At 62.1% G+C, this 21,119-nt stretch carries 25 protein-coding genes and 1 pseudogene; 13 read left to right on the forward strand and 13 right to left on the reverse strand.

Annotation, left to right across the window (positions count from 1 at the left end; genetic code table 11):
- Window positions 1-10 precede the first annotated feature (10 nt).
- The 6 genes from ybgC to aspS all read right to left on the reverse strand — a co-directional run bounded on the left by ybgC (window position 11) and on the right by aspS (window position 5,459).
- On the reverse strand, window positions 11-454 hold the full coding sequence (ybgC, locus tag AYB31_RS11020; RefSeq protein ID WP_068828566.1) for a tol-pal system-associated acyl-CoA thioesterase: 444 nt from the start codon (window positions 452-454) through the stop codon (window positions 11-13).
- Window positions 455-506: 52 nt separating this feature from the next.
- Complete coding sequence (gene ruvB / locus AYB31_RS11025) at window positions 507-1,559, reverse strand: Holliday junction branch migration DNA helicase RuvB (protein ID WP_068828568.1); 1,053 nt, start codon at window positions 1,557-1,559, stop codon at window positions 507-509.
- A 6-nt stretch (window positions 1,560-1,565) separates the two neighbouring features.
- Window positions 1,566-2,171, reverse strand: coding sequence for a Holliday junction branch migration protein RuvA (gene ruvA / locus AYB31_RS11030; RefSeq protein WP_068828570.1), 606 nt, complete (start codon window positions 2,169-2,171; stop codon window positions 1,566-1,568).
- Window positions 2,172-2,188: 17 nt separating this feature from the next.
- Entirely contained in the window at window positions 2,189-2,713 is a 525-nt protein-coding gene (gene ruvC, locus AYB31_RS11035) for a crossover junction endodeoxyribonuclease RuvC (RefSeq protein WP_068828668.1), read from the reverse strand.
- A gap of 134 nt (window positions 2,714-2,847) precedes the next feature.
- Window positions 2,848-3,597 (reverse strand): YebC/PmpR family DNA-binding transcriptional regulator, encoded by a 750-nt coding sequence (locus tag AYB31_RS11040; protein ID WP_068828572.1) that lies wholly within the window; start codon window positions 3,595-3,597, stop codon window positions 2,848-2,850.
- An 86-nt stretch (window positions 3,598-3,683) separates the two neighbouring features.
- The gene (gene aspS / locus AYB31_RS11045; RefSeq protein ID WP_068828574.1) at window positions 3,684-5,459 is read right to left on the reverse strand and encodes an aspartate--tRNA ligase; all 1,776 of its coding nucleotides are present in this window, start codon (window positions 5,457-5,459) and stop codon (window positions 3,684-3,686) included.
- 256 nt (window positions 5,460-5,715) lie between these two features.
- Here aspS and AYB31_RS11050 point away from each other — a divergent pair, with 256 nt between their 5' ends.
- The 5 genes and pseudogenes from AYB31_RS11050 (at window position 5,716) to AYB31_RS22020 (ending at window position 9,377) form a co-directional block, all read left to right on the forward strand.
- Window positions 5,716-6,828, forward strand: coding sequence for an HD domain-containing phosphohydrolase (locus AYB31_RS11050; protein ID WP_068828576.1), 1,113 nt, complete (start codon window positions 5,716-5,718; stop codon window positions 6,826-6,828).
- A gap of 142 nt (window positions 6,829-6,970) precedes the next feature.
- Entirely contained in the window at window positions 6,971-7,441 is a 471-nt protein-coding gene (locus tag AYB31_RS11055) for a Dps family protein (RefSeq protein WP_068828578.1), read from the forward strand.
- A 108-nt stretch (window positions 7,442-7,549) separates the two neighbouring features.
- The gene (locus tag AYB31_RS11060; RefSeq protein WP_068828579.1) at window positions 7,550-8,617 is read left to right on the forward strand and encodes a GGDEF domain-containing protein; all 1,068 of its coding nucleotides are present in this window, start codon (window positions 7,550-7,552) and stop codon (window positions 8,615-8,617) included.
- Window positions 8,618-8,771: 154 nt separating this feature from the next.
- Window positions 8,772-9,041, forward strand: a pseudogene (locus AYB31_RS22165) (cold shock domain-containing protein membrane protein); the annotation flags it as partial.
- Window positions 9,042-9,134: 93 nt separating this feature from the next.
- Window positions 9,135-9,377 (forward strand): cold-shock protein, encoded by a 243-nt coding sequence (locus AYB31_RS22020; protein WP_236715542.1) that lies wholly within the window; start codon window positions 9,135-9,137, stop codon window positions 9,375-9,377.
- 38 nt (window positions 9,378-9,415) lie between these two features.
- Here AYB31_RS22020 and AYB31_RS11070 read toward each other — a convergent pair whose 3' ends face one another.
- Window positions 9,416-9,622, reverse strand: a complete 207-nt coding sequence (locus AYB31_RS11070) for a SlyX family protein (RefSeq protein ID WP_068828585.1) — start codon at window positions 9,620-9,622, stop codon at window positions 9,416-9,418.
- Window position 9,623: 1 nt separating this feature from the next.
- The gene (locus AYB31_RS11075; RefSeq protein WP_068828588.1) at window positions 9,624-10,049 is read right to left on the reverse strand and encodes an HIT family protein; all 426 of its coding nucleotides are present in this window, start codon (window positions 10,047-10,049) and stop codon (window positions 9,624-9,626) included.
- 728 nt (window positions 10,050-10,777) lie between these two features.
- On the opposite strand from AYB31_RS11075, the gene AYB31_RS11080 reads away from it, so the two are divergent.
- Window positions 10,778-12,088: an OprD family outer membrane porin gene (locus tag AYB31_RS11080; RefSeq protein WP_068828591.1), complete on the forward strand. Its 1,311-nt coding sequence runs from the start codon at window positions 10,778-10,780 to the stop codon at window positions 12,086-12,088.
- A 72-nt stretch (window positions 12,089-12,160) separates the two neighbouring features.
- Here the strand turns inward: AYB31_RS11080 and AYB31_RS11085 are convergent, their stop codons facing one another.
- Window positions 12,161-12,568 (reverse strand): PaaI family thioesterase, encoded by a 408-nt coding sequence (locus AYB31_RS11085; RefSeq protein WP_236715543.1) that lies wholly within the window; start codon window positions 12,566-12,568, stop codon window positions 12,161-12,163.
- Window positions 12,569-12,669: 101 nt separating this feature from the next.
- Between AYB31_RS11085 and AYB31_RS11090 the strand changes: the two genes are divergently transcribed.
- Together AYB31_RS11090 and AYB31_RS11095 are read left to right on the forward strand one after the other, a co-directional pair.
- The gene (locus tag AYB31_RS11090; RefSeq protein ID WP_068828594.1) at window positions 12,670-14,385 is read left to right on the forward strand and encodes a proline--tRNA ligase; all 1,716 of its coding nucleotides are present in this window, start codon (window positions 12,670-12,672) and stop codon (window positions 14,383-14,385) included.
- Between the two features lie 20 nt (window positions 14,386-14,405).
- The gene (locus AYB31_RS11095) at window positions 14,406-15,356 is read left to right on the forward strand and encodes a hypothetical protein (protein WP_068828597.1); all 951 of its coding nucleotides are present in this window, start codon (window positions 14,406-14,408) and stop codon (window positions 15,354-15,356) included.
- On the opposite strand, the gene AYB31_RS11100 is transcribed toward AYB31_RS11095, so the two are convergent.
- Together AYB31_RS11100 and AYB31_RS11105 are read right to left on the reverse strand one after the other, a co-directional pair.
- Window positions 15,357-15,629 (reverse strand): acylphosphatase, encoded by a 273-nt coding sequence (locus AYB31_RS11100; RefSeq protein ID WP_068828599.1) that lies wholly within the window; start codon window positions 15,627-15,629, stop codon window positions 15,357-15,359.
- Between the two features lie 2 nt (window positions 15,630-15,631).
- Window positions 15,632-16,102: a TlpA disulfide reductase family protein gene (locus AYB31_RS11105; RefSeq protein ID WP_068828601.1), complete on the reverse strand. Its 471-nt coding sequence runs from the start codon at window positions 16,100-16,102 to the stop codon at window positions 15,632-15,634.
- A gap of 30 nt (window positions 16,103-16,132) precedes the next feature.
- Between AYB31_RS11105 and AYB31_RS11110 the strand changes: the two genes are divergently transcribed.
- Complete coding sequence (locus tag AYB31_RS11110) at window positions 16,133-17,542, forward strand: PilZ domain-containing protein (protein WP_068828604.1); 1,410 nt, start codon at window positions 16,133-16,135, stop codon at window positions 17,540-17,542.
- A gap of 121 nt (window positions 17,543-17,663) precedes the next feature.
- Window positions 17,664-18,056 (forward strand): hypothetical protein, encoded by a 393-nt coding sequence (locus AYB31_RS11115; protein WP_068828606.1) that lies wholly within the window; start codon window positions 17,664-17,666, stop codon window positions 18,054-18,056.
- 55 nt (window positions 18,057-18,111) lie between these two features.
- Here AYB31_RS11115 and AYB31_RS11120 read toward each other — a convergent pair whose 3' ends face one another.
- Together AYB31_RS11120 and AYB31_RS11125 are read right to left on the reverse strand one after the other, a co-directional pair.
- Complete coding sequence (locus tag AYB31_RS11120; RefSeq protein WP_068828608.1) at window positions 18,112-18,303, reverse strand: hypothetical protein; 192 nt, start codon at window positions 18,301-18,303, stop codon at window positions 18,112-18,114.
- A 162-nt stretch (window positions 18,304-18,465) separates the two neighbouring features.
- The gene (locus AYB31_RS11125) at window positions 18,466-19,689 is read right to left on the reverse strand and encodes a virulence factor BrkB family protein (RefSeq protein ID WP_068828610.1); all 1,224 of its coding nucleotides are present in this window, start codon (window positions 19,687-19,689) and stop codon (window positions 18,466-18,468) included.
- 71 nt (window positions 19,690-19,760) lie between these two features.
- Here AYB31_RS11125 and arsC point away from each other — a divergent pair, with 71 nt between their 5' ends.
- The 3 genes from arsC to AYB31_RS11140 are packed head-to-tail and all read left to right on the forward strand — an operon-like array spanning window position 19,761 to window position 21,119.
- Window positions 19,761-20,114 (forward strand): arsenate reductase (glutaredoxin), encoded by a 354-nt coding sequence (arsC, locus tag AYB31_RS11130; RefSeq protein ID WP_068828612.1) that lies wholly within the window; start codon window positions 19,761-19,763, stop codon window positions 20,112-20,114.
- Complete coding sequence (gene wrbA, locus AYB31_RS11135; protein WP_068828614.1) at window positions 20,111-20,716, forward strand: NAD(P)H:quinone oxidoreductase; 606 nt, start codon at window positions 20,111-20,113, stop codon at window positions 20,714-20,716. The genes arsC and wrbA overlap by 4 nt, the downstream gene beginning before the upstream one ends.
- Entirely contained in the window at window positions 20,709-21,119 is a 411-nt protein-coding gene (locus AYB31_RS11140; protein ID WP_068828617.1) for a DUF2069 domain-containing protein, read from the forward strand. Before wrbA ends, AYB31_RS11140 begins: the two co-directional genes overlap by 8 nt.

A 21,119-nucleotide genomic window follows, 5' to 3' on the forward strand; every position in this document is an offset into this window, starting at 1 on the left:
GCTTCCACGCTTACTCTCCTACTGGAACGGAAACCGCGCCGGCGAAGGCCGTACGAAGGACCTCGGGGATGGCGCGGGGTTTCAAATTGTCGGCACGCACACACGCCACCAGGAACTGCCCCTCGCAGAGCAGCACGTCATCCGCAGCCCGTCGTACCTGTTGACGGAAACGCAGGCTGGCACGGTTCAACTCCATCACCTCGGCACTGATAACCAACTCGTCGTCCAGCTTGGCCGGCGCGTGATAACGCGCTTCGGCGGAATGCACGACGAACAGCAGGTTCTCGCCAGCCAGCTGCGACTGGGCGAAACCCAGGTGCCGCAAGCATTCTGTGCGAGCCCGCTCCATGAACTTGAGGTAATTGACGTAGTAGACAATGCCGCCGGCGTCGGTGTCTTCGAAATAAACCCGACAGCGGTGGGTAAAAGGCTTGGCCTCGTTTTGTGCGCGCATACTCTAGTGCTAGCTCCATGGGTTGCCAATCGGGGTCGGCAACTATTTTTTGTTACTCGTCGTCTGCTGCGAACAGGTCCGTTGTCGGCACGTCGAGCAAGCGCTTGGGCAGGTTAAGGCCGAAGTGCAGGTAGGCATGACGAGTCACCACCCTGCCCCGCGGCGTGCGCATGATGTAGCCCTGCTGAATCAGGTAGGGCTCGAGCACATCCTCAATGGTGCCGCGCTCTTCGCCGATGGCTGCCGCCAGGTTATCGATACCCACCGGCCCGCCGTCGAACTTGTCGATCATGGCCAGCAGTAGACGCCTATCCTGGTGGTCGAAGCCACGTTCATCCACATCCAGCATGTTCAGCGCCTGGTCGGCCACTGCCCGGCTGATCTGCCCGGTGGCACGCACCTCGGCGAAATCACGTACGCGGCGCAACAGGCGGTTGGCAATGCGCGGCGTGCCACGGGCGCGACGGGCGATCTCGAAGGCGCCCTCGGCATGGATGGGCAAACCAAGAATTCCGGCAGAGCGGGTCACGATGGTTGCCAGATCGGCGCTGGAGTAGAACTCCAGGCGCTGCACGATACCGAAGCGGTCACGCAGCGGATTGGTCAGCATGCCGGCACGGGTGGTGGCGCCAACCAGAGTAAAGGGTGGCAGGTCGAGCTTGATCGAGCGCGCCGCGGGACCTTCACCGATCATGATGTCGAGCTGGAAGTCCTCCATGGCCGGATACAGGACTTCCTCGACCACCGGTGACAGGCGATGGATCTCGTCGACGAACAGCACGTCGCCGGCTTCCAGGTTAGTCAGCAGCGCGGCCAGATCGCCAGGGCGCTCCAGCACCGGGCCCGAAGTGCTCTTGATCGATACGCCCATCTCCTGGGCGATGATATTGGCCAAGGTGGTCTTGCCCAGACCCGGCGGACCGAAGATCAGGGTATGGTCCAGCGCTTCCTGGCGATTCTTGGCGGCCTGGATGAACAGTTCCATCTGCTCGCGCACCACGGGCTGGCCGATGTACTCGGCCAGTTTGAGCGGACGAATGGCGCGGTCGAGCTGCTCGTCGCGGTCACGACTACTGGCTGTGATCAGGCGGTCGGCTTCGATCATCGCGGGTTACACCATTCCTTTCAGGGCGCGGCGGATCATTTCTTCGCTGCTCAACCCGTCTTCCTTGATCGCCGCCACGGCCTTGCTGGCCTCCTGCGGCTTGAAGCCGAGGGCGATCAATGCACTCAGGGCATCGCTCTCCGCGCTTGAGACTGCCACACCGGCGCGAGGTTCCACCACCAGCGGGGCGATGGTCGGCATGCTTTCCCAGGCCTTGAAGCGATCCTTGAGCTCGACCAGCAGGCGCTCGGCGGTCTTCTTGCCGACACCGGGGATCTTCACCAGGGTCGAGGTGTCCTGAGCCTGCACACAGCGCACCAGCTCGTCCACCTCCAGCCCGGACATCAACGCCAGGGCCAGCTTGGGCCCGACGCCATTCAAGCGGATCAGTTCGCGAAACAGCTCGCGCTCGCGCTTCTCGAAGAAGCCGTAGAGCAGATGGGCGTCCTCGCGCACCACCAGGTGGGTGTGCAAGGTCACCGGCTCGCCGACCGAAGGCAGGCGATACAGGGTGGTCATCGGCACTTCCAGTTCGTAGCCGACGCCATTCACATCGAGAACCAGATGCGGCGGCTGCTTTTCCGCCAAAGTGCCTTTCAGGCGTCCGATCACGGGTTCGCTTCCTTCTTCTATAAGCGCAGACGACCGCTACGGCGCTTGGCGCCAAGCAGGCCGTGGGGAATCAGGCTTTGTCGGTGGTGGGCATGACAGAGGGCAATGGCCAGGGCGTCGGAGGCGTCGATCTGCGGCTTCTGCACCAGCTTGAGCAGATGCATGACCATCATCATCACCTGCTGTTTGTCCGCCCCACCGGTGCCGGCGATAGCCTGCTTGACCTGGCTGGCGGTGTACTCGCTGACATCCAGCCCTGCCTCGATGCCGGCGACGATAGCCGCGCCACGGGCCTGGCCCAGCTTGAGCGCCGAGTCGGCATTCTTGGCCATGAACACCTGTTCGATGCCCATGGTTACCGGGCCGTGCAGACGAATCACCTCGCTGACACCGCGAAACACCTTCTGCAAGCGATCCGGCAAGGCGCCGTCGCCTGTGCGAATGCAGCCCGAAGCCACATATTCGCAACCGCGACCGGTATCGCGCACCACGCCATAGCCAGTGATGCGCGAGCCGGGATCGATGCCAAGAATCAGGGTCATGCCGCCGCGCACTCCATAACCGGCCAAGGCCGGCATACTGTCTATTTATCCAGCCGCGAGTATACGGAGTGGCACCGATATAAAAAAGCCGGAAGCGCCTGAGGCGACTTCCGGCTTCTGTAACACAGCCGCAATCAGTCCAGCTGCTCCATGATCTCGTCCGGGATCTCGGCGTTGTGGTAGACGTTCTGCACGTCGTCCAGATCTTCCAGCATGTCGATCAGCTTGAGCACCTTCTTGGCCGTGTCGAGATCGGCAATCGGTGCGCTGATGGACGGCACCATCGCCACCTCGGCCTCCTCACCCTTGAAACCCGCCGCGTTCAGCGCCTCGTTGACCGCCAGGAACTCGGCGAAGCTGGTCGACACAAGCGCCGAGCCGTCCTCGCCCATCTCCACGTCATCGGCACCCGCCTCCAGAGCCGCCTCCATAAGCGCGTCTTCATCCACGCCCGGGGCGAAGCTGATCTGCCCCTTGCGGTCGAACATATAGGCCACGGAACCATCAGTGCCGAGGTTGCCGCCACACTTGGTGAAGGCATGGCGCACCTCGGCGGCAGTGCGATTGCGGTTGTCGGTCATGGCCTCGACGATGATCGCCACGCCACTGGGCGCGTAGCCCTCGTAGCTCAGCTCGGTCATGTTGTCGGCTTCCGTGTTGCCGGCGCCGCGCGCGATGGCTCGGTCGATCACCTCGCGGGACATGTTGGCAGTCAGCGCCTTGTCCACCGCCAGACGCAGGCGCGGATTGTCCGCCGGAACCGGACCGCCATGTTTGGCCGCCACGGTCAGCTCGCGAATCAGTTTGGTGAATATCTTGCCGCGCTTGGCGTCCTGGCGCCCTTTGCGGTGCTTGATGTTGGCCCATTTGGAATGACCAGCCATAACTCACTCCGTCTCTTTCAACTCAGGTTTAACAGGGCATGGCCCCATAACGAAGAAGCCTGGAAATCCAGGCTTCTTGTACCGATTTACTCAGCCTTGGGCTGTTCGCGCAGGCGAATGTGCAGCTCGCGCAGCGACTTGTTGTCCACCTCGCCCGGCGCCTGGGTCATGACGCAGGCCGCGCTCTGGGTTTTCGGGAAGGCGATCACTTCACGAATCGACTGAGCACCGGTCATCAGCATCACCAGGCGATCCAGACCGAAGGCCAGGCCACCATGGGGCGGCGCACCGTACTTCAGCGCGTCGAGCAGGAAGCCGAACTTCTCCTGCTGCTCTTCTTCGCTGATGCCCAGCACGCGGAACACGGTCTGCTGCATGGCCTTGTCGTGGATACGGATCGAACCGCCACCCAGCTCGGTGCCATTGAGCACCATGTCGTAGGCACGCGACAGCGCGGCGGCCGGATTGGCCTCCAGCTCGGCCGGGCTGCAGCTCGGCGCGGTGAAGGGGTGGTGCATGGCAGTCAGGCTGCCGTCGTCGTTTTCCTCGAACATCGGGAAGTCGACCACCCACAGCGGCGCCCACTCGCAGGTGAGCAGGTTGAGGTCGTGGCCCAGCTTGATGCGCAGCGCGCCCAGGGCTTCGCTGACGATCTTGGCCTTGTCAGCGCCGAAGAACACGATGTCGCCATCGACTGCACCGACGCGGTCGAGAATCACATTGATGTTGTCCAGCGGGATGTTCTTGACGATCGGCGACTGCAGGCCGTCAACACCGGCAGCACGCTCGTTGACCTTGATATAGGCCAGGCCCTTGGCACCGTAGATGCCGACGAACTTGGTGTAGTCGTCGATCTGCTTGCGCGGCATGCTCGCCCCACCCGGAACGCGCAGCGCAGTGACGCGGCATTTCGGGTCGTTGGCCGGACCGGCGAACACCTTGAAGTCGACGTCTTTCAGCTGATCCTCGACATCCACCAGCTCCAGCGGGATGCGCAGGTCCGGCTTGTCGGAACCGAAGCGGCGCATGGCCTCGGCCAGGGTCATGTGCGGCAGCTCGCCGAACTCGACATCCAGCACTTCCTTGAACAGGTTGCGCACCATGGTCTCGGTGATGCCCATTATGTCTTTCTCATCGAGGAAGCTGGTCTCGATGTCGATCTGGGTGAATTCCGGCTGGCGGTCGGCGCGCAGGTCTTCGTCGCGGAAGCACTTGGCGATCTGGTAGTAGCGGTCGAAGCCGGCCACCATCAGCAGTTGCTTGAACAGCTGCGGCGATTGCGGCAGGGCAAAGAAACTGCCGGCGTGGGTGCGGCTCGGCACGAGATAGTCGCGCGCGCCTTCCGGAGTGGCACGGGTGAGGATCGGGGTCTCGACGTCGAGGAAGCCGTTCTCGTCCAGGTAGCGGCGGATGCTCGAAGTAATGCGCGAACGCAGCTTGAGCTTCTCGGCCATTTCCGGGCGACGCAGGTCGATAAAGCGGTAGCGCAGGCGGGTTTCTTCGCCCACATCGGTGTACTCGTTGAGCGGGAACGGCGGGGTTTCCGCCTCGTTCAGCACTTCCAGCTCGTAGCCCAGCACTTCGATAGCGCCGGAGGCCATATTGGCGTTGCGTGCGCCTTCCGGACGCAGGCGCACCTTGCCGACGATTTTCACCACGTACTCGCTGCGCACGCGGTCGGCCTTGGCGAAGGTCTCGGCACGATCCGGGTCGAACACCACCTGGGCCAGGCCTTCACGGTCGCGGATATCGAGGAAGATCACACCACCGTGGTCGCGACGGCGATGAACCCAGCCGCAAAGGGTGATTTCCTGACCGTCCAGGCTTTCGTTCAACTGGCCGCAATAGTAGCTGCGCATCATGGTCGTGTTCGCTTCTCTAATCAGTCTTGAATTCGGGTCCGGACATCGAAGGTGCTTCGCAGGCATTTTCTTCAATTCGGAGGCGAAAAAGCGCGAACAGTCGACCAGTGGTGGCATGGCGCTGCGACTGGCGCGGTTCCGCGTCCGGGACAAGGGGCGCGATTATATATGGTTAATCGCATCGACGCAGCCGCCAGCCAAAGCAGCACGCCACCACCTTTCTATACTGAAAGTCCAGCCACGCGGAGAGCATTCCATGGCCCTGCCCCGCCCCGTCGATATCCCTCAGGATCTGCTCGAGGATTTCCGCCTCGATACCCGCGAGCAACTGCCGCGCTGCGAACAACTGCTGATCGAGCTGGAGCGCCACCCCGATGACAGCGCGCGTCTGCGCGAGCTGTTCCGCCTGATCCACACCATCAAGGGCAGCCTCGGCTATGTCGGCCTGAACCAGTTGCTACCTCTGCCTCAGGCCATAGAAGACGTACTGGGCAGCCTGCGCGAGGGTGATCTGCAGTTCGATAGCCTGCTGGGCGATATCCTGCTGCTCAGCCTCGACCAGTTGCGCAACCTGATCGATGCCACCCTGGGCCTCGGCGAAGCACCGCCCCCCCAGCAGATCGCCAACCAGTGCCAGGCCCTGCAAGCACTGGCCAGCGCCCCCGCCTCGCGACAAAGCGAAATTCGCCGCACCCTGCTGCAACACCTGGACCCCAGCACCCGCCTACAGCCTGTCGAAGTGGGCAACGGGCAGCTCCAGCAGTTGCTAGAAACCTATGACATTGAGGCCGAAGCGGACCTGCTGTTCTTTGCCGAGCTGATGAACGCCAGCGAACAACGCTCACCCTACTGGCATGGTCGCGGCCTGCGCCTGCTCGACCTGGCCCTGAGCATGAACGAGACAGCCGGCAAACCCGTGGAACCCGGGCAATTGGCGGCCGCTGTGTGCCTGCATGACCTGGGCATGGCTTTTCTCCCGCTCGATCTACTGCACAAGAACAGCGAACTGAGCCGCGAAGAACGCCGCCAGATGCAGAGCCACCCGCGCCAGGCCTGCGAGCTACTCAAGCGCATGCCCGCCTGGAGCACGGCTGGCGAGATTATCCTGCAGCATCAGGAGCATGCCGATGGCAGCGGCTACCCAAAGGGACTGCGAGAAGCGGAAATCCACCCCGGCGCCCTGCTCCTGAGTGTCGCCGACACCTTCGACGCCCGCACCCACGAACGCGCCCACCAGACGCTGAGCAAACGACCGCGCCTGCGCGCCATTCTGGAAATCAACAACCTGTCAGGACAGCAGTTCAGCGCAAGATGGGTCGAGGTATTCAACCGCACCCTGCAGGTCAGGCCAGCACTGGCGCACCTATAGAAAGATGGAACCAGGCGCACCTCGATAGCCTCCAAGCATGGCTTCGATTGATACAAGACAAGCCGGGTAGAAGTGCGCCTGTGATAGGCTCCCGTCATCAAGGGGAGCGTCTACCCCGGCCACCTGAGAGGAGAGACAAGGTATGGAAATCAATATCGGCATCGCTGAACAGGATCGTGCCGCCATCGCGGAAGGACTTTCCCGCCTTCTGGCAGACACCTACACCCTGTACCTGAAGACCCACAACTTCCACTGGAACGTTACCGGGCCGATGTTCAACACCCTGCACCTGATGTTCGAGGGTCAGTACACCGAGCTGGCCCTGGCCGTCGACATGATCGCCGAGCGTATCCGCGCCCTGGGCTTCCCGGCGCCAGGCACCTACGCCGCCTACGCCCGCCTGTCCTCGATCAAGGAAGAAGAAGGCGTACCCAGCGCCGAAGAGATGATCAAGCTACTGGTTCAAGGCCAGGAAGCCGTCGTGCGCACCGCCCGCGGCATCTTCCCACTGCTGGACAAGGTCAGCGACGAGCCTACCGCCGACCTGCTGACCCAGCGCATGCAAGTGCACGAAAAAACCGCCTGGATGCTGCGCAGCCTGCTCGCCGCCTGAGCACAGCCCGAGCCGACCAAGGCCCGGCTAGTCCGGGCCTTTTGCTAGGCACCCAGCCAGCAACTACTCTATCCTTTGCCCATTCACCTATTCGCCACAGTGACGTGCATGAGCCAACCGCCCAAAGCCCCTTCCATCCTCGAGCAATATCCTGAAGAAACGCGCGAGGCTGCAGACCTGCTCAAGCAGGCGGTTCCGCATATGGTGCGCCACGACATCCCGCCAAACCCCGTGCACTACGCACTCTGGTACAGCTACTGCAGGGGCAACGAGCCCGAGCTGAATCGCCGCCTGGACAAGATCATCAAGGACTTCTCCAGCTTCCCACCGGAAACCGCAGCCAAACTGTTTCGCGACTACATCATTCGTGGCGAACTGGACGAGGCCCGAGCCGGCCAGCAGCAGGTCATCGAACTGGTCGACGACATAGAAGACGACGTACAGCGCAGCGTGACCGGGAGCCAGCACTATCAGGAAAGCCTCTCGCAAGGCCTGGCCGCCCTGCAGGAGCCCATAGTCGACGACCTGCCCACCGTGCTCAACGACCTTCAACTGAGCACCCTGCAGATGCACGAGCAGCAGGAAAAATTCCTCTACCGCCTGCGTGCCGCTCAGGGCGAAATACAGAACCTGCGCAGCCAGCTGGAGCGTGCTCAGGCCGCAGCAACACTGGACAGCCTGACCCACGTCTTCAATCGCCACGCATTTACCCGCCTGCTGGAACAGGCGCTGGCCGGAGACGTTACTGGCCTGGCCCTGGTGATGCTGGATATCGACCATTTCAAGCAGTTCAACGACCAGTACGGGCATCCTCTGGGCGACCGTGTATTGCAGCACGTAGGCCAACTGCTTCGCGACCTGCTGCCGGCACGCGGCGTAGCGGCCCGCTACGGCGGCGAAGAGTTCTGCATCATCCTCAAAGACTGCTTCGACCTAGGCACCGCTAGCGCCTTCGCCGAACAGCTGCGCCTGAAAATCCAGGCCCTGCGAGTCAAGGTGCGTAGCACCGACAAGGTGCTGGACAGCATCACTGCCTCCTTCGGCCTTGCCCTGGCCGAACCCGGCGACACCTTCGACAGCCTGGTGACCCGGGCAGACGATGCGCTCTACCAGGCCAAACGCAACGGTCGTAACCAGATCCACCCCGCCAATCCCGAAACGGCCCTGAGCGCCTGATTTGAGCGCTCCCCCGCTTTGCGGTTAAATACGCCAGTGCTGCATCCGCAGCGCCAGCTGGCCAGCTCGGCGTCCGGGACCCAGTCACCGGGTCCACACCGGCACCGCTAGCCACGTTCAAGACAAATCGTGAATTTAAGTGAGCTCATCACCCATGTTGAAGATCGTCCACCTGATCACAGGCGGCGGCGCTCTGCTGCTGTCCTTCCTTCCCAGCCTACGCAACGAAGCCCTGCCCTTTCTACAGACCCCCGACGCTCTCTACCTCGCACTGTTCGGCCTCACCAACCTGTTCATGGCGCCACTCCCTGCACGCCAGCAAGGTGCTCGCAGCCAACTGCAAGTACTGGTCAGCGCCCTGCTGGTATTTGCCACCGTGCTGCAGGCCCTGATTCTGCTTGCCCCACTCCCGCAAATCGGCAGCCAGCCAGCAGTACTCTTGAGCCTGGCCACCCTGGCAGCCGCAGCCATCCTGCACTTGAGCATCAGCCTGAGCAAAAGCAGCCCGCGCAGCAGCCTGCCGAGCCACAGCCCAAACGACAACCGCGAGACTGGCACGGTCAAGTGGTTCAACACCTCGAAGGGCTTCGGTTTCATTTCCCGCGATAGCGGCGACGATATCTTCGTGCACTTCCGCGCCATTCGCGGTGAAGGTCATCGAGTCCTGGTCGAAGGCCAGCGCGTCGAGTTCTCCGTCATGAATAGAGACAAGGGCCTGCAGGCCGAAGATGTGATAATCGCCCTACCCGGTTATCGCTAAGTCAAAAAGAAGCCCGCAAATCGCGGGCTTCTTTATATTCAGTAGTGCGGTGGAGGCGCCTCGCCCTCAGCCAGCCCAAACTGACCAGCCCCTTCCTCCTGGCGCCTGGCCAACTCGACGATCTGCACCTGCAGGCGCTCGACAGTGCGTTGCTGCTGCACCAGCGCATCATTCAACGCAGCAATGGTGTCATCCTGAAACGCCAGGCGACTCTCCAGTTCCACAACCCGATCTTCCAGACTCATATCAAACCTCGGCCCACTGAAAGCCATCCGTCAGCACCAACCGCAGACGCTCACGCATAGCCACAAGCTGTTGCTGCGAATATGGCACCGCCGGATGACGCCCCCAGACTGGAGCCGGCCAGGATGCGTCGTCGCGGCGCCGTACCACGACATGCATATGCAGCTGACTGACCACATTGCCGAGCGTAGCGATATTCATCTTGTCTGCCACGAAAGCATCCTTGAGGGTTTCCGCGAGCCAGGTCGTTTCCTGCCAGAGCTGTTGCTGCTCATCTGCCGCCAACTGAAAAAGCTCACTGATCGCCTCGCGCCGCGGCACAAGAATGAACCACGGATAGCTGGAATCGTTCATCAGCAGCAACCGACACAAGGGGAAATCCCCCAGAACCAGGGTGTCCTGCTGCAAACGCGGATCAAGGCTGAACATCTGACTTCCCTCCAGCTCGTGTCATACCAATCATCGGGCGCGCAGCATAACGGGATGCCACGCGCAGTTCACCTCATGACAGGCCAGCCAGTCACAGCCCAAGCCCCAAAAGCAGGCATGGGCACGACCATCCCTGAAGCAGGACCAAGGGCACGCCCCATATGTGGGCAGAAAAGTGGCAGTCATGCCCACAAATTGAACAACCGCACAGGTAAAAGCGTTACCGAGGAGTAGATTGCTCCCGAACCATCGTACCAACGCATCGCGAGAACCACGACTGATGCCGCCTACGCTATCTGGAACCCCCTATCTAGGAGCGCTGCAGAACCTTCTGGAACGCGAGAACCAACCGCCAGAGAAAGTTTTTCAGGCCTCAAAGCAGTTTGTGCATGGAAGTTGCTTTAGCACTGTCACCGTCGGCACAGGAGAGCCCCTCGACCCGAGCCTGACTCCCACGCAAGGCATGCCTTAACGCCGTAAGCGCTTGGATTCATAGCTTTTTCGAGACGGCAGGGACGGATGAAAAACAGCGGCACGAACCTACATAAATGCGACATTGCAAATGCAGATTTGCGACAAGCACTCTAACTAAAACGTAGGGAATCAATGATATCTGTCGCCAAGTTAAATCTCCGTGCTATAAGTTAGCGCCGACACAAAAAGAAAGAGCCGCCCATATAACAAAACAGTGGGCAGCACAACTCTTCTAAACCAAAGGAGCAATCACAATGCAAGTGATGAAGTGGAGCGCACTGGCTCTCGCCGTGACCGCCGCAACTACCCAACTGGCTTTCGCCAGCGCGCAGTCCGAGTCCAAGGGCCTCGTTGAAGATACCAGCTTCGACATCTTCAACCGTGTTCTGTACATGAACCGCGATTTCCGCAACGGTGCCTCCAACACCAATGACGTAACGGGCAAAAAAGCCGGCTATCGCGAAGAAACCGGCTATGGCCTGCGCCTGCTGCTGGAATCCGGTTTCACTCAAGGCACTGTCGGTGTTGGCTTCGACGCCCACTCGCTCTCCAGCTTCAAACTGGACGGCGGTCGTGGTCACTACGGCAGTGGTCTGTTCGGCCAAACCGACGAAGGCCGTGGCGATGACACCCAGACCGAAGTGGGTGGTGCAGTCAAATTCCGTGTTTCTGACACCGTCCTGAAGTACGGCAACCAGTTCGTTGCCAGCCCTGTATTCTCTACCGACGACAGCCGTATCCTGCCGGAAGTCGCTACTGGCACCTATGTTGTCAGCAACGAAATCGAAGGCCTGGAGCTGAGCGGTGGTCACTTCACCGCCAACAACAGCCAAGAAAACACCACTCGCGATGGACTTGGCCTCAAGTCTGCCGATATCGTGGGCATCAGCTATCAATTCACCGATGATTTCAGCGCCGCCTTCCATGCTTCTGACGTAGAAGACTACTGGAAGAAGTACTACGGCAACCTGAATTACACCCTTGGTGACCTGAACTTCGACTTCAACATTTACAAGACCGACTACGAAAAAGGCTACATCGAGTCCGCCACTGCAAATGAAGACGATGGCATCCCTGGTGTACGCGAATCCAAAGACAACACCATCTGGAGCCTTGGCGCTGCCTACACCTTGGGCGCGCACACCTTTACTCTGGGCTACCAACAATCCAACGGCGATCGCGGCTATGACTACGGCGTTGATGGCGGCGGCACTGTCTGGCTGACCAACTCGGTTCAGTACTCCGACTTCAACGGTGAAGACGAGCGTTCCTACCAAGCTCGCTACGACCTGGATATGACCGAGTACGGCGTACCTGGCCTGAGCTTCATGACTCGCTACATCACCGGCACCGATATCACCGTTCGCGGCGATCTGGATGCAGTAGTTGATGACAATGCTAAAGAGCATGAACTGGATATCGAAGCCAAGTACGTAGTTCAGGAAGGCGCTGCCAAAGACCTTTCCTTCCGCGTACGCAATGCCATCTACCGCACTAACAGCAGCTACGGTAATGACATTAATGACTTCCGCCTGATCGTCGAGTACCCGCTGGACGTGCTGTAAGTCCTAGCGATACCGCAATCAGTGCAAAAGAACCCGGCCTAGGCCGGGTTCTTTTTTATCTACTCAGACGGCTCAGAGTGGCAAAGCGTAGGTACCAGTGACATGCGCCACCAACTCGCCCTCCTCACCTAACGAATAAAGCTGCACTTCACACACCGCCTGACGCTTGGAAAGACGCAGGATGCGCGCCTCGGCGACCAGATCTACCGGCTTGGGCCTGGCCAGGAAGTTGATATTCAGGTTGGCCGTCACAGCCATCTCCACCCGCCCCAACCGCCCCAGAACCACTGCATACATGGCCGCGTCGGCCAGCGACATGATAGTCGGCCCCGACAGGGTGCCACCTGGTCGCACCAGCTTGCCGTGGAACGGCACCCGCGCCACCGCCAAGTCTCTATCCAGCCGGTCGATGCGCAGATCGATATCCTCCGCCATCGGCACACCGGCACGAATCAGCGCCTGCACCTGGCCAGCAGTCAGCTCCGCCATACTCAACTCCCGCTCCGTCCTGTACGCCACATGGTTGGCCCCGTACAATGCCGAGTCATTATTTGCCCTCGCAACCGACAGAACGGCCAAACATGCGTACCAGTCAGTACCTGCTCTCGACCCTCAAGGAAACCCCCTCCGACGCCGTGGTAATCAGCCACCAGCTGATGTTGCGGGCCGGCATGATCCGCAAACTGGCCTCGGGCCTGTACAACTGGATGCCGATGGGACTGCGCGTACTGCGCAAGGCCGAAGCGGTGGTGCGCGAGGAAATGAACGCCGCCGGCGCCCTCGAAGTGATGATGCCCGTCGTGCAACCTGCCGAGCTGTGGCAGGAGTCCGGGCGCTGGGAGCAATACGGCCCCGAGCTGCTGCGCATCAAGGATCGCCATGACCGTGCCTTCTGCCTCGGCCCGACTCATGAAGAAGTGATCACCGATCTGGCCCGCAACGAGCTGAACAGCTACAAGCAGCTGCCGATCAACATGTACCAGATCCAGACCAAGTTCCGTGACGAGATCCGTCCGCGCTTCGGCCTGATGCGTGGCCGCGAGTTCCTGATGAAGGACGCCTACTCCTTCCACCTCGACCAGGCCTCGCTACAGGAAACCTACGACCGCATGCACCAGGCCTACTGCAACGTGTTCAGCCGCCTGGGCCTGAATTTCCGCCCGGTACAGGCCGACACCGGCTCCATCGGCGGCACCGGTTCCCACGAGTTCCACGTCCTGGCCGAATCCGGTGAAGACGATATCGCCTTCAGCGACAGCTCCGACTACGCCGCCAACATCGAGAAGGCCGAAGCCACCCCGCGCGAAACAGCTCGCGGTGCTGCCACGGAAGAATTGCGCCTGGTCGACACCCCCGATGCCAAGACCATCGACGACCTGGTCAGCCAGTTCGGCCTGGCCGTTGAGAAAACCGTGAAGACCCTGGTGGTGCATGCCGCCGAGGAAGGCAAGCTGGTCGCCCTGATCGTACGCGGTGATCACGAACTGAACGAAATCAAGGCTGCCAACCACGAACTGGTCGCCAGCCCACTGGTTTTCGCCTCCGAAGCCGAAATCCGTGCGGCCATCGGCGCCGGCCCTGGCTCCCTTGGCCCGCTGAACCTGCCGATCGCCTGCGTCATCGACCGTAGCGTCGCCCTGATGAGCGACTTCGGTGCCGGCGCCAACGTCGACGGCAAGCACCACTTCGGCCTCAACTGGGAACGCGACCTGCCGTTGCCGGCCGTGGCCGACCTGCGCAATGTGGTCGAAGGCGACCCGAGCCCGGACGGCAAGGGCACCCTGGTGATCAAGCGTGGTATCGAAGTCGGGCACATCTTCCAGCTCGGCACCAAGTACAGCGAGGCCATGGGCTGCAAGGTGCTGGGCGAGAACGGCAAGCCGGTGACCCTGATCATGGGCTGCTACGGCATCGGCGTATCCCGCGTGGTCGCCGCCGCCATCGAGCAGAACTGGGACGAGCGCGGCATTCTCTGGACCGACGCCCTAGCGCCTTTCCAGATTGCCCTGGTGCCGATGAAGTACGAAAACGAAGCCGTGCGCGAAGCCACCGACAAGCTCTACGCCGAGCTGACCGCCGCCGGCTACGAAGTGCTGCTGGACGACCGCGATAAGAAGACCAGCCCCGGTGTGAAATTCGCCGACATGGAGCTGATCGGCATACCGCACCGCATCGTGGTCAGCGAGCGTGGCCTGGCCGAAGGCAACTTCGAATACAAAAGCCGCCGAGACAGCGACAGCCAGCAATTGCCGGCCGCCGACATCCTGGCTTTCCTTGCCGAGCGCATCGCCCGCTGAACCCAGATCAAGTAACTCACATGTTCCAGCGAAACACCCTTAGAACCGGCGCCGCCCTACTCGGCGCCCTGCTGCTCGGCGGCTGCGCCAACCAGCTGCCGCAACGCAGCGAGCACGAGGAACGCCTCGAACGGCGTCTGCTTGCGCACAGCCTGCAGATCGACGTCGGCGAACCTCGCGTGCTGGCCTTGCCGCAGCGCCGGATCCGCATCCACGAGCAGAAGACCTTCGAAGTTACCGAGTTCGAAGTCACCCGTCGCTATGACCGCTACACCCCCTATCAGCCCTGGCGCGAGCTATACGAAGTGCCTCTTGGCGCGGTCGCCATAGTCGCGGGTGTCGGCGCCAATATCGTCAACGTCATCATGCTTGGACGCCTGCCCGACAGCGTGACCAAGGATTGGATCAACTACGGATTTGCCGGGATCAACCCGGCGATGAACGTCGAGTCCAACGGCCGCTCCGAACAGAATCTGGCCAAGATCGATGAGGTCCAGCGGGACAAGCGCACCGAATACTCCAGCCTGCCCTGGGCGGAGCGCACGGTACTGGTGAAGGCCGGCAGCGAAAACCATGAGATGAGTACCGATCGGGCCGGCGTGCTGCGCCTGAATCTGCTCGATGGCCCCTTCGCCGATCACGACGCCAGCCAGGTCGGCACCCTGCTGCTCAGTGTCGAAGATCCGCAGGACAACACCCGAGCCGACGCAACCCTGCTGGTCAGCCGTGACCTGCGCGGCAAGTTGCGCGAAGCGCATGCCCTGATCTACGACGACCTCGAAGAAGACGATGTGGCGCACTGGGTACACAGGGTCAAACGCCTGTCCGACCTCGGTCTCGAGGAAGAGGCAAGCGAACTGGAGCAGAGCCTGATCGAGCTGACCCGCAACGACCCCGAATTGCAGCAGGAGTTTCTCCACGCCCTGCTCAAGGATGCCGGGCGCCTGGCGGCCGACCCCGGCGAGGACTGATCAGCGGCGAATCAGGAAACCGGCGATACCCTGCAGCGGCTGCTCTTCCAGAGCCACGCCGCTGACCTCCGCACGCTCCGGCCCCCGCTCCAGCCAATCGGCCAGCTCACGCACAGCGCTCTCCTCACCTTCGGCAAGCACCTCAACACGGCCATCGGCCAGGTTGCGCACCCACCCATCCAGATCAAGACGCTCGGCCTCTTCCTGGGTGAACTGACGAAAGCTCACACCCTGCACCTTGCCGCTGACGAAACCGTGCATACAGATGCGCATAGTCATTGCTCCTGTGCCTGCCAATGGGCCAGCCGCGCCCGCAGGCCGGCAGCCGTCTGTTCTCCGACCAAGCGCTCGCGCAGCCTGCCGTCGGCACCAATGATGTAGGTAACCGGCAGCACATCGTTACGTGGCAGATCGAGACGTGCCGCCGGGTCTGTAGCCAACACGGTGAAGCCTATGGAGAAGGTGTCGCTGGCCTTGCTCAGCGCCTCGCCCTGCAGGGCATCGAAATTGACCCCGAGCACCTGCGCGCCCTGGCCGTGCAGCTGTTGATTCAAGCGATTCAGCTCGGGAATCTCGGTACGACAGGGCTTGCACCATTCGGCCCAATAATTGATCAGCAACCACTGGCCATCCAGCTGCTCAGCCGTTACCTTTCGTCCATGCTGATCGAGGCCCCAGTCCTCGGCACAGCCGGCCAGGAGAAGCGCGGCGATGCAACCTATCACCATCCGGAGTGACCTTCCCATGCATTCGCTCCTCGTGCACGCGGGGTTGATATGACGCTGGATGCCCTGCACCTCGAAGTGCCGGACATCCTCGACGGGGATGCTACGTCACTCGCAGGCCTCAACGAGCAATTGAGCGCAGCGCGCCAGCAGCCCAGCGAGGAAGGACTGCAACAGCTGTTGAGCCTGCTGTTCCGCCTCAATCGCAGTGCCATGACCTTACTGGAAAGGCAGCGCGCCCTGCAAAGCTTCTGCGAGGAATACCGCCACTACAGCGCCCCGCTGCTGGCCGGCAAGCAACCCTCCGCATTGTTCCTGCATCTGTGCGACGAACTGGCCAGCGGCTTCAAGCGCCTGCTACTGCAGATACTTCAGGGCCGCCAGCCATCACGTCCGCATCTGGCCTGGTGCCTGTACATGGCCGAACACTTCCTGGCCCAGAGCCTGCTGCGCCATTACCAGCTGTACAAGGAGCCGGCCGAATCGCTTTGGAGCGACAGCCACCTGCTGTACTGGATCGGCGAGCATCAGGGCTGCCTGGACGAACATGTCGCCGCGCCCTTCCAACCGACACCCGCCGGCACCTTGCGCGGGCTTTATCAGCAGATGCTACTGCTGGCCCTGAGCAGCCCCTTCCACCTGGCCAGCGATGAATGCGTCCTGCTGTTCGGCGCGCTCACTCCACTGGCCGAGCTCGCCCGCCTGATGCCCTGGGAAGAGGATGAGGAAAATGACGGCCCGCTGATCGACCTGAGCCAATCGCTGCCCTGCCTGCCCTATGACGTGCCGGTCAAAGGCACGGTCGACTACCTGCGGCGCCTGGAGCTCGGCGCCCTGCTGGTCGCCCTGCACGAACCGGCCCCGCTGCAGAGTGCGGCGGAACGCGAGCTGCTGGAGCGCGTACGCCAGCACTGGCACGGCCGCCAACAGCGCCGCCACCCGCGTGCCGACTTCAGTGCCGACTGCTCCCTGGTGGTCGGCCTCGCCGCCATCCACGCGCAACTTCTGGAGAAGCGCCCGCCGAGCACGGCGGCGCAGATGCTCGACGCCAGCCCCGGCGGTGTTCGCCTGCTCTGCCCCGGCGACCAGGGTAACCAGTTGCCTGTTGGCCAACTGGTGCTAGTACTGACCCATAGCGGCACCCCGACCCTGGCCCTGGTGCGCTGGCGCCACCTCAATCAGCAGGGCCTGCACCTCGGCCTGCGCTACCTGAAAGGCCTGCCGCGCCCGGTATGGTTGCGCCGCGCACCCAGCGCCCAGACTCATCCGGGCGTACTGCAAAGCACTCCAGAGCCTGGGGCAGGCTGGCACCATGGATTGTGGCTACCCTGTGGCCAGTTCGTCGAAGGCGAGAACCTCTGGCTGCAACTGGCCAACGTCAACAACCAGGCCGTGCTACCACTCCCAGCGGCCAATCTGAATACCGCCAGCGTGGTGCGCCACCCTCTGCGCCTGGCTTGAGCAAACAGCCAGGTTCTGCGAAGAAAGTCTCAGCTGGCGCAGCCTCAGTGCACAGTTTCCGCGCGACCCCCTGCCTATAATCGCACCATACCTATACCAACGAGTTCTGCCGGAGCCCTCCATGTCCCAAGCCAATGACAAGCTGATCGGTCCCGTTCCCTCCAGCATCGTCAATAGTGCGCGCAGCAGCGTGACGCCCTACGAAGGGCGGGTAGCGGAATACAACGTGGCGGTCTGGCTGCATCTGCCGGGGCTGGCCACCCTTCCTGTGTCGCTGATGGTTCGCTATCGCGACGGCAACCAGCAACGCGAAGTGGCGGTGGACCACGGCAAGGTCAACAGCCACAACAAGGTGATGCTCTCGGGCATCGCCCGGCTGCCGATGAAGAGCAAGATCGAGGATATGCAGGTGCGTCTGCGCTCGGCGGTACCGGCGCAGACCTTGATAGTCGAAGAGCTCTTCGTGCAGGCGGTAGAGCTGCTGGAAAACGCCAATCGGCAAGCCATGGCCTGATAGGCAAGACTGCGATTCTCAACCCCCGCTTCGGCGGGGGTTTTGTTTCAGGGGCTCAGAACACCCCGAAACGCACTACCGAGCTGGGTCTCTCCGGCTCAGCTTCCTCGGCGGCCTGACGGGCCAGAGCTGCCAGAGACTCGGGCCAGCGCGCAAAGCGCAGGCCGGTAATACGGTTGAGCCGATCCAGCGCCTCGTCGCTATCGCGCGGCTGTAACGGCACCACTTTATTCTTGCTACTGCTCATCCACTCGACTTCCCTGAGTCTTCAGGCCGCTAGCAGTCTGCCAGCATATGACTGGTAGATAGCCAGAAGCGTGCCAGCCTTCCCGGGCCGGTATTGCGGCGTCTCAGCGCCCCTGCAGTGGCGTGGAGCCGACTGCGCCTCGCCCTAAACTGACTTTTTTCGTCACTTCTGGCAAGCCCCGCCGAGCCAGTGCGCAAGGCTGCCTTCGAACAGAGTCGCCTGCTCGACGTGAAGCCGCTCCAATACCTCACGCAACGCCGGATACCAGGCCTCATCGAGCTGCTCCGGCAGCTGTCCAGGCCGTGGCAAAGGCCAGGGGCTACGCATGAGCAACTGATGCAGACTGTAGTGCTGTAGATCGCGGCACAGTACCCAGCCACCACCGCTGACACGGCAGATCAGCTGCTCCCCCGCGAGAAACTCGGTCAACTCCGCCCACTCGTCCTCAGGCAGCAGCCAACCTTCACGCTGCACTTCGGCATGGCTGACCGCCCGCCCATTTTGCTGCCCCTGATGAAACACCCGCAGCACACCAAGCAAAACCAGCACACGCGGCAAGGCACGACGCCGCCAGTGGCGCGAAGACGACAGATTGCAGACCAGTTCGGCGCCAAACAGCACGATCAACCAGGATAGATAGATCCACAGCAGGAACAGCGGCACCGTGGCGAACGCGCCATAGATCAGCTGGTAACCGGGAAACAGGCTGACATAGAGACCGAACATGCCCTTCGCCAGCTCGAACAGTACAGCCGTGAACAACCCGCCGGCGAAGGCATGACGCAGCGGTACTCGGGCGTTCGGCACGCTGGAGTAAAGCAGCGTGAAGGCCGCCACGCTGGACAGCAACGGGGCGAAACCGATCAGCGTCTGAGCGCCAACCAGTGCGTCCGGCCCGGACAACAGCGACAGCGAGGTGATGTAGGTAGTCGCCGCGAAACCGGCCCCCAACAGTATCGGCCCCAGGCTGAGAATCGCCCAGTACAACAGGAAACTGGAGATGCCTCGACGCGGCTGACGCACGCGCCAGATGGTGTTGAACGCCTTCTCGATGGTCACCAGCATCATGAATGCGGTCACTGCCAGCAATACCACGCCGACCCAGGTCAGCTTGCGCGCCTGGGTGGTGAACTCGCGCAGATACTCCTGCACCGTCTCGCCGGAAGAGGGTACGAAATTGTGGAAGATGAAACTCTGGATCTGCTCGCCGGTGCCCTGGAACGCCGGAATGGCGGAGAGCATGGAGAAGGTCACGGTCATCATGGGCACCACGGCGAATAGCGTGGTGTAGGTCAGCGCAGCCGCGCTGTTGATCGCACGATCGGCAAGAAAACGCCGGAACAGGAAGCTCCAGAACTCCACCCAGTCATCCAGCCGCCGTCGCATGCCCTCTCCTTAGCCCGTTTCGCGTTCTAGGCGGCTAGAATAGCGCCCTCATTCGCCAATGGGCACCCGCCATGACCGACCTGACCCTCTACCACAACCCGCGCTGCTCCAAGTCCCGTGGCGCGCTGGAACTACTCGAAGCCCGCGGCCTGGCACCCACCATAGTGCGTTACCTGGAAACCCCGCCCAGCGCTGCCGAGCTGCGTGAGCTGCTGGGCAAGCTGGGCCTCTCCCCGCGCCAACTGCTGCGCAGTGGCGAGGACGAGTACAAGGCACTGGGCCTGGCCGACGCCAGCCTGAGCGACGAGCAACTCATCAGCGCCATGGCCAGCCACCCCAAGCTGATCGAGCGCCCGATTCTGATTGCCGGCGACCGCGCCGTGGTCGGCCGCCCGCCGGAGAAGGTCCTGGAGCTGCTGGCATGAGTTCGCCCTACATCCTGGTGCTCTACTACAGCCGCCATGGCGCCACCGCCGAGATGGCCAGGCAGATCGCTCGCGGCGTCGAACTGGGCGGTCTGGAAGCGCGCCTGCGCACGGTGCCGGCGGTTTCCAGCGAGTGCGAAGCGGTTGCCCCCGCAATTCCCGAGGAAGGCGCGCTATACGTCAGCATCGACGACCTCAAGGGCTGCGCCGGCCTGGCACTGGGCAGCCCCACCCGCTTCGGCAACATGGCCGCACCGATGAAGTACTTCCTCGACGGCACCAGCAGCCTGTGGCTGACCGGCGAGCTGGTCGGCAAGCCAGCTGGGGTATTCACCTCGACCTCCAGCCTGCACGGTGGCCAGGAAAGCACCCTGCTGTCGATGATGCTGCCATTGCTGCACCACGGCATGCTGATCTGTGGGCTGCCCTACAGCGAAGGCGCACTGCTGGAAACCCGTGGCGGCGGCACCCCTTACGGCCCCAGCCACCACGCTGGCGCCGATGGCAAACGCGCCCTCGACGAACACGAAATAGCCCTGTGCCGCGCCCTCGGCCAGCGCCTGGCGGCTACCGCCGCGCAACTGGAGACTTCCCGTGGCTAAAACGCCCAAACCCCTGCCCAGCCTGGATTGGCTGGCTCCGCGCCTGAAGCTCAGCCGCGCCCTCAGCCTATTCAGCTTCCTCGCCCTGCTGCTCCTGCTGCTGGTGTGGAACCTGCTGTTCGCCGACCTGCACGGAGCACGCACTTGGGTGGTACTAAGCATCCAACTGTTGCCGCTGCTGCTGCTCGCCCCCGGCCTGCTGCTGGGCCACGCCCGCGCCCATGCCTGGGCCTGCTTCGTGGTCAACATCTACTTCATCCAAGGCGTGCTGGCCGCCATCGACCCGGCCCGCGCCCTGTTCGGCGCACTGGAGGCGGTGATCAGCCTGGGCCTGTTCTGCAGCGCGCTGATGTATACCCGCTGGCGTTTCCAGTACGACCGCAAGTTGGCGGGAGAAGGTTGA

The organism is Pseudomonas sp. BMS12 (assembly GCF_001592875.1).
Taxonomy (GTDB): Bacteria; Pseudomonadota; Gammaproteobacteria; order Pseudomonadales; family Pseudomonadaceae; genus Aquipseudomonas.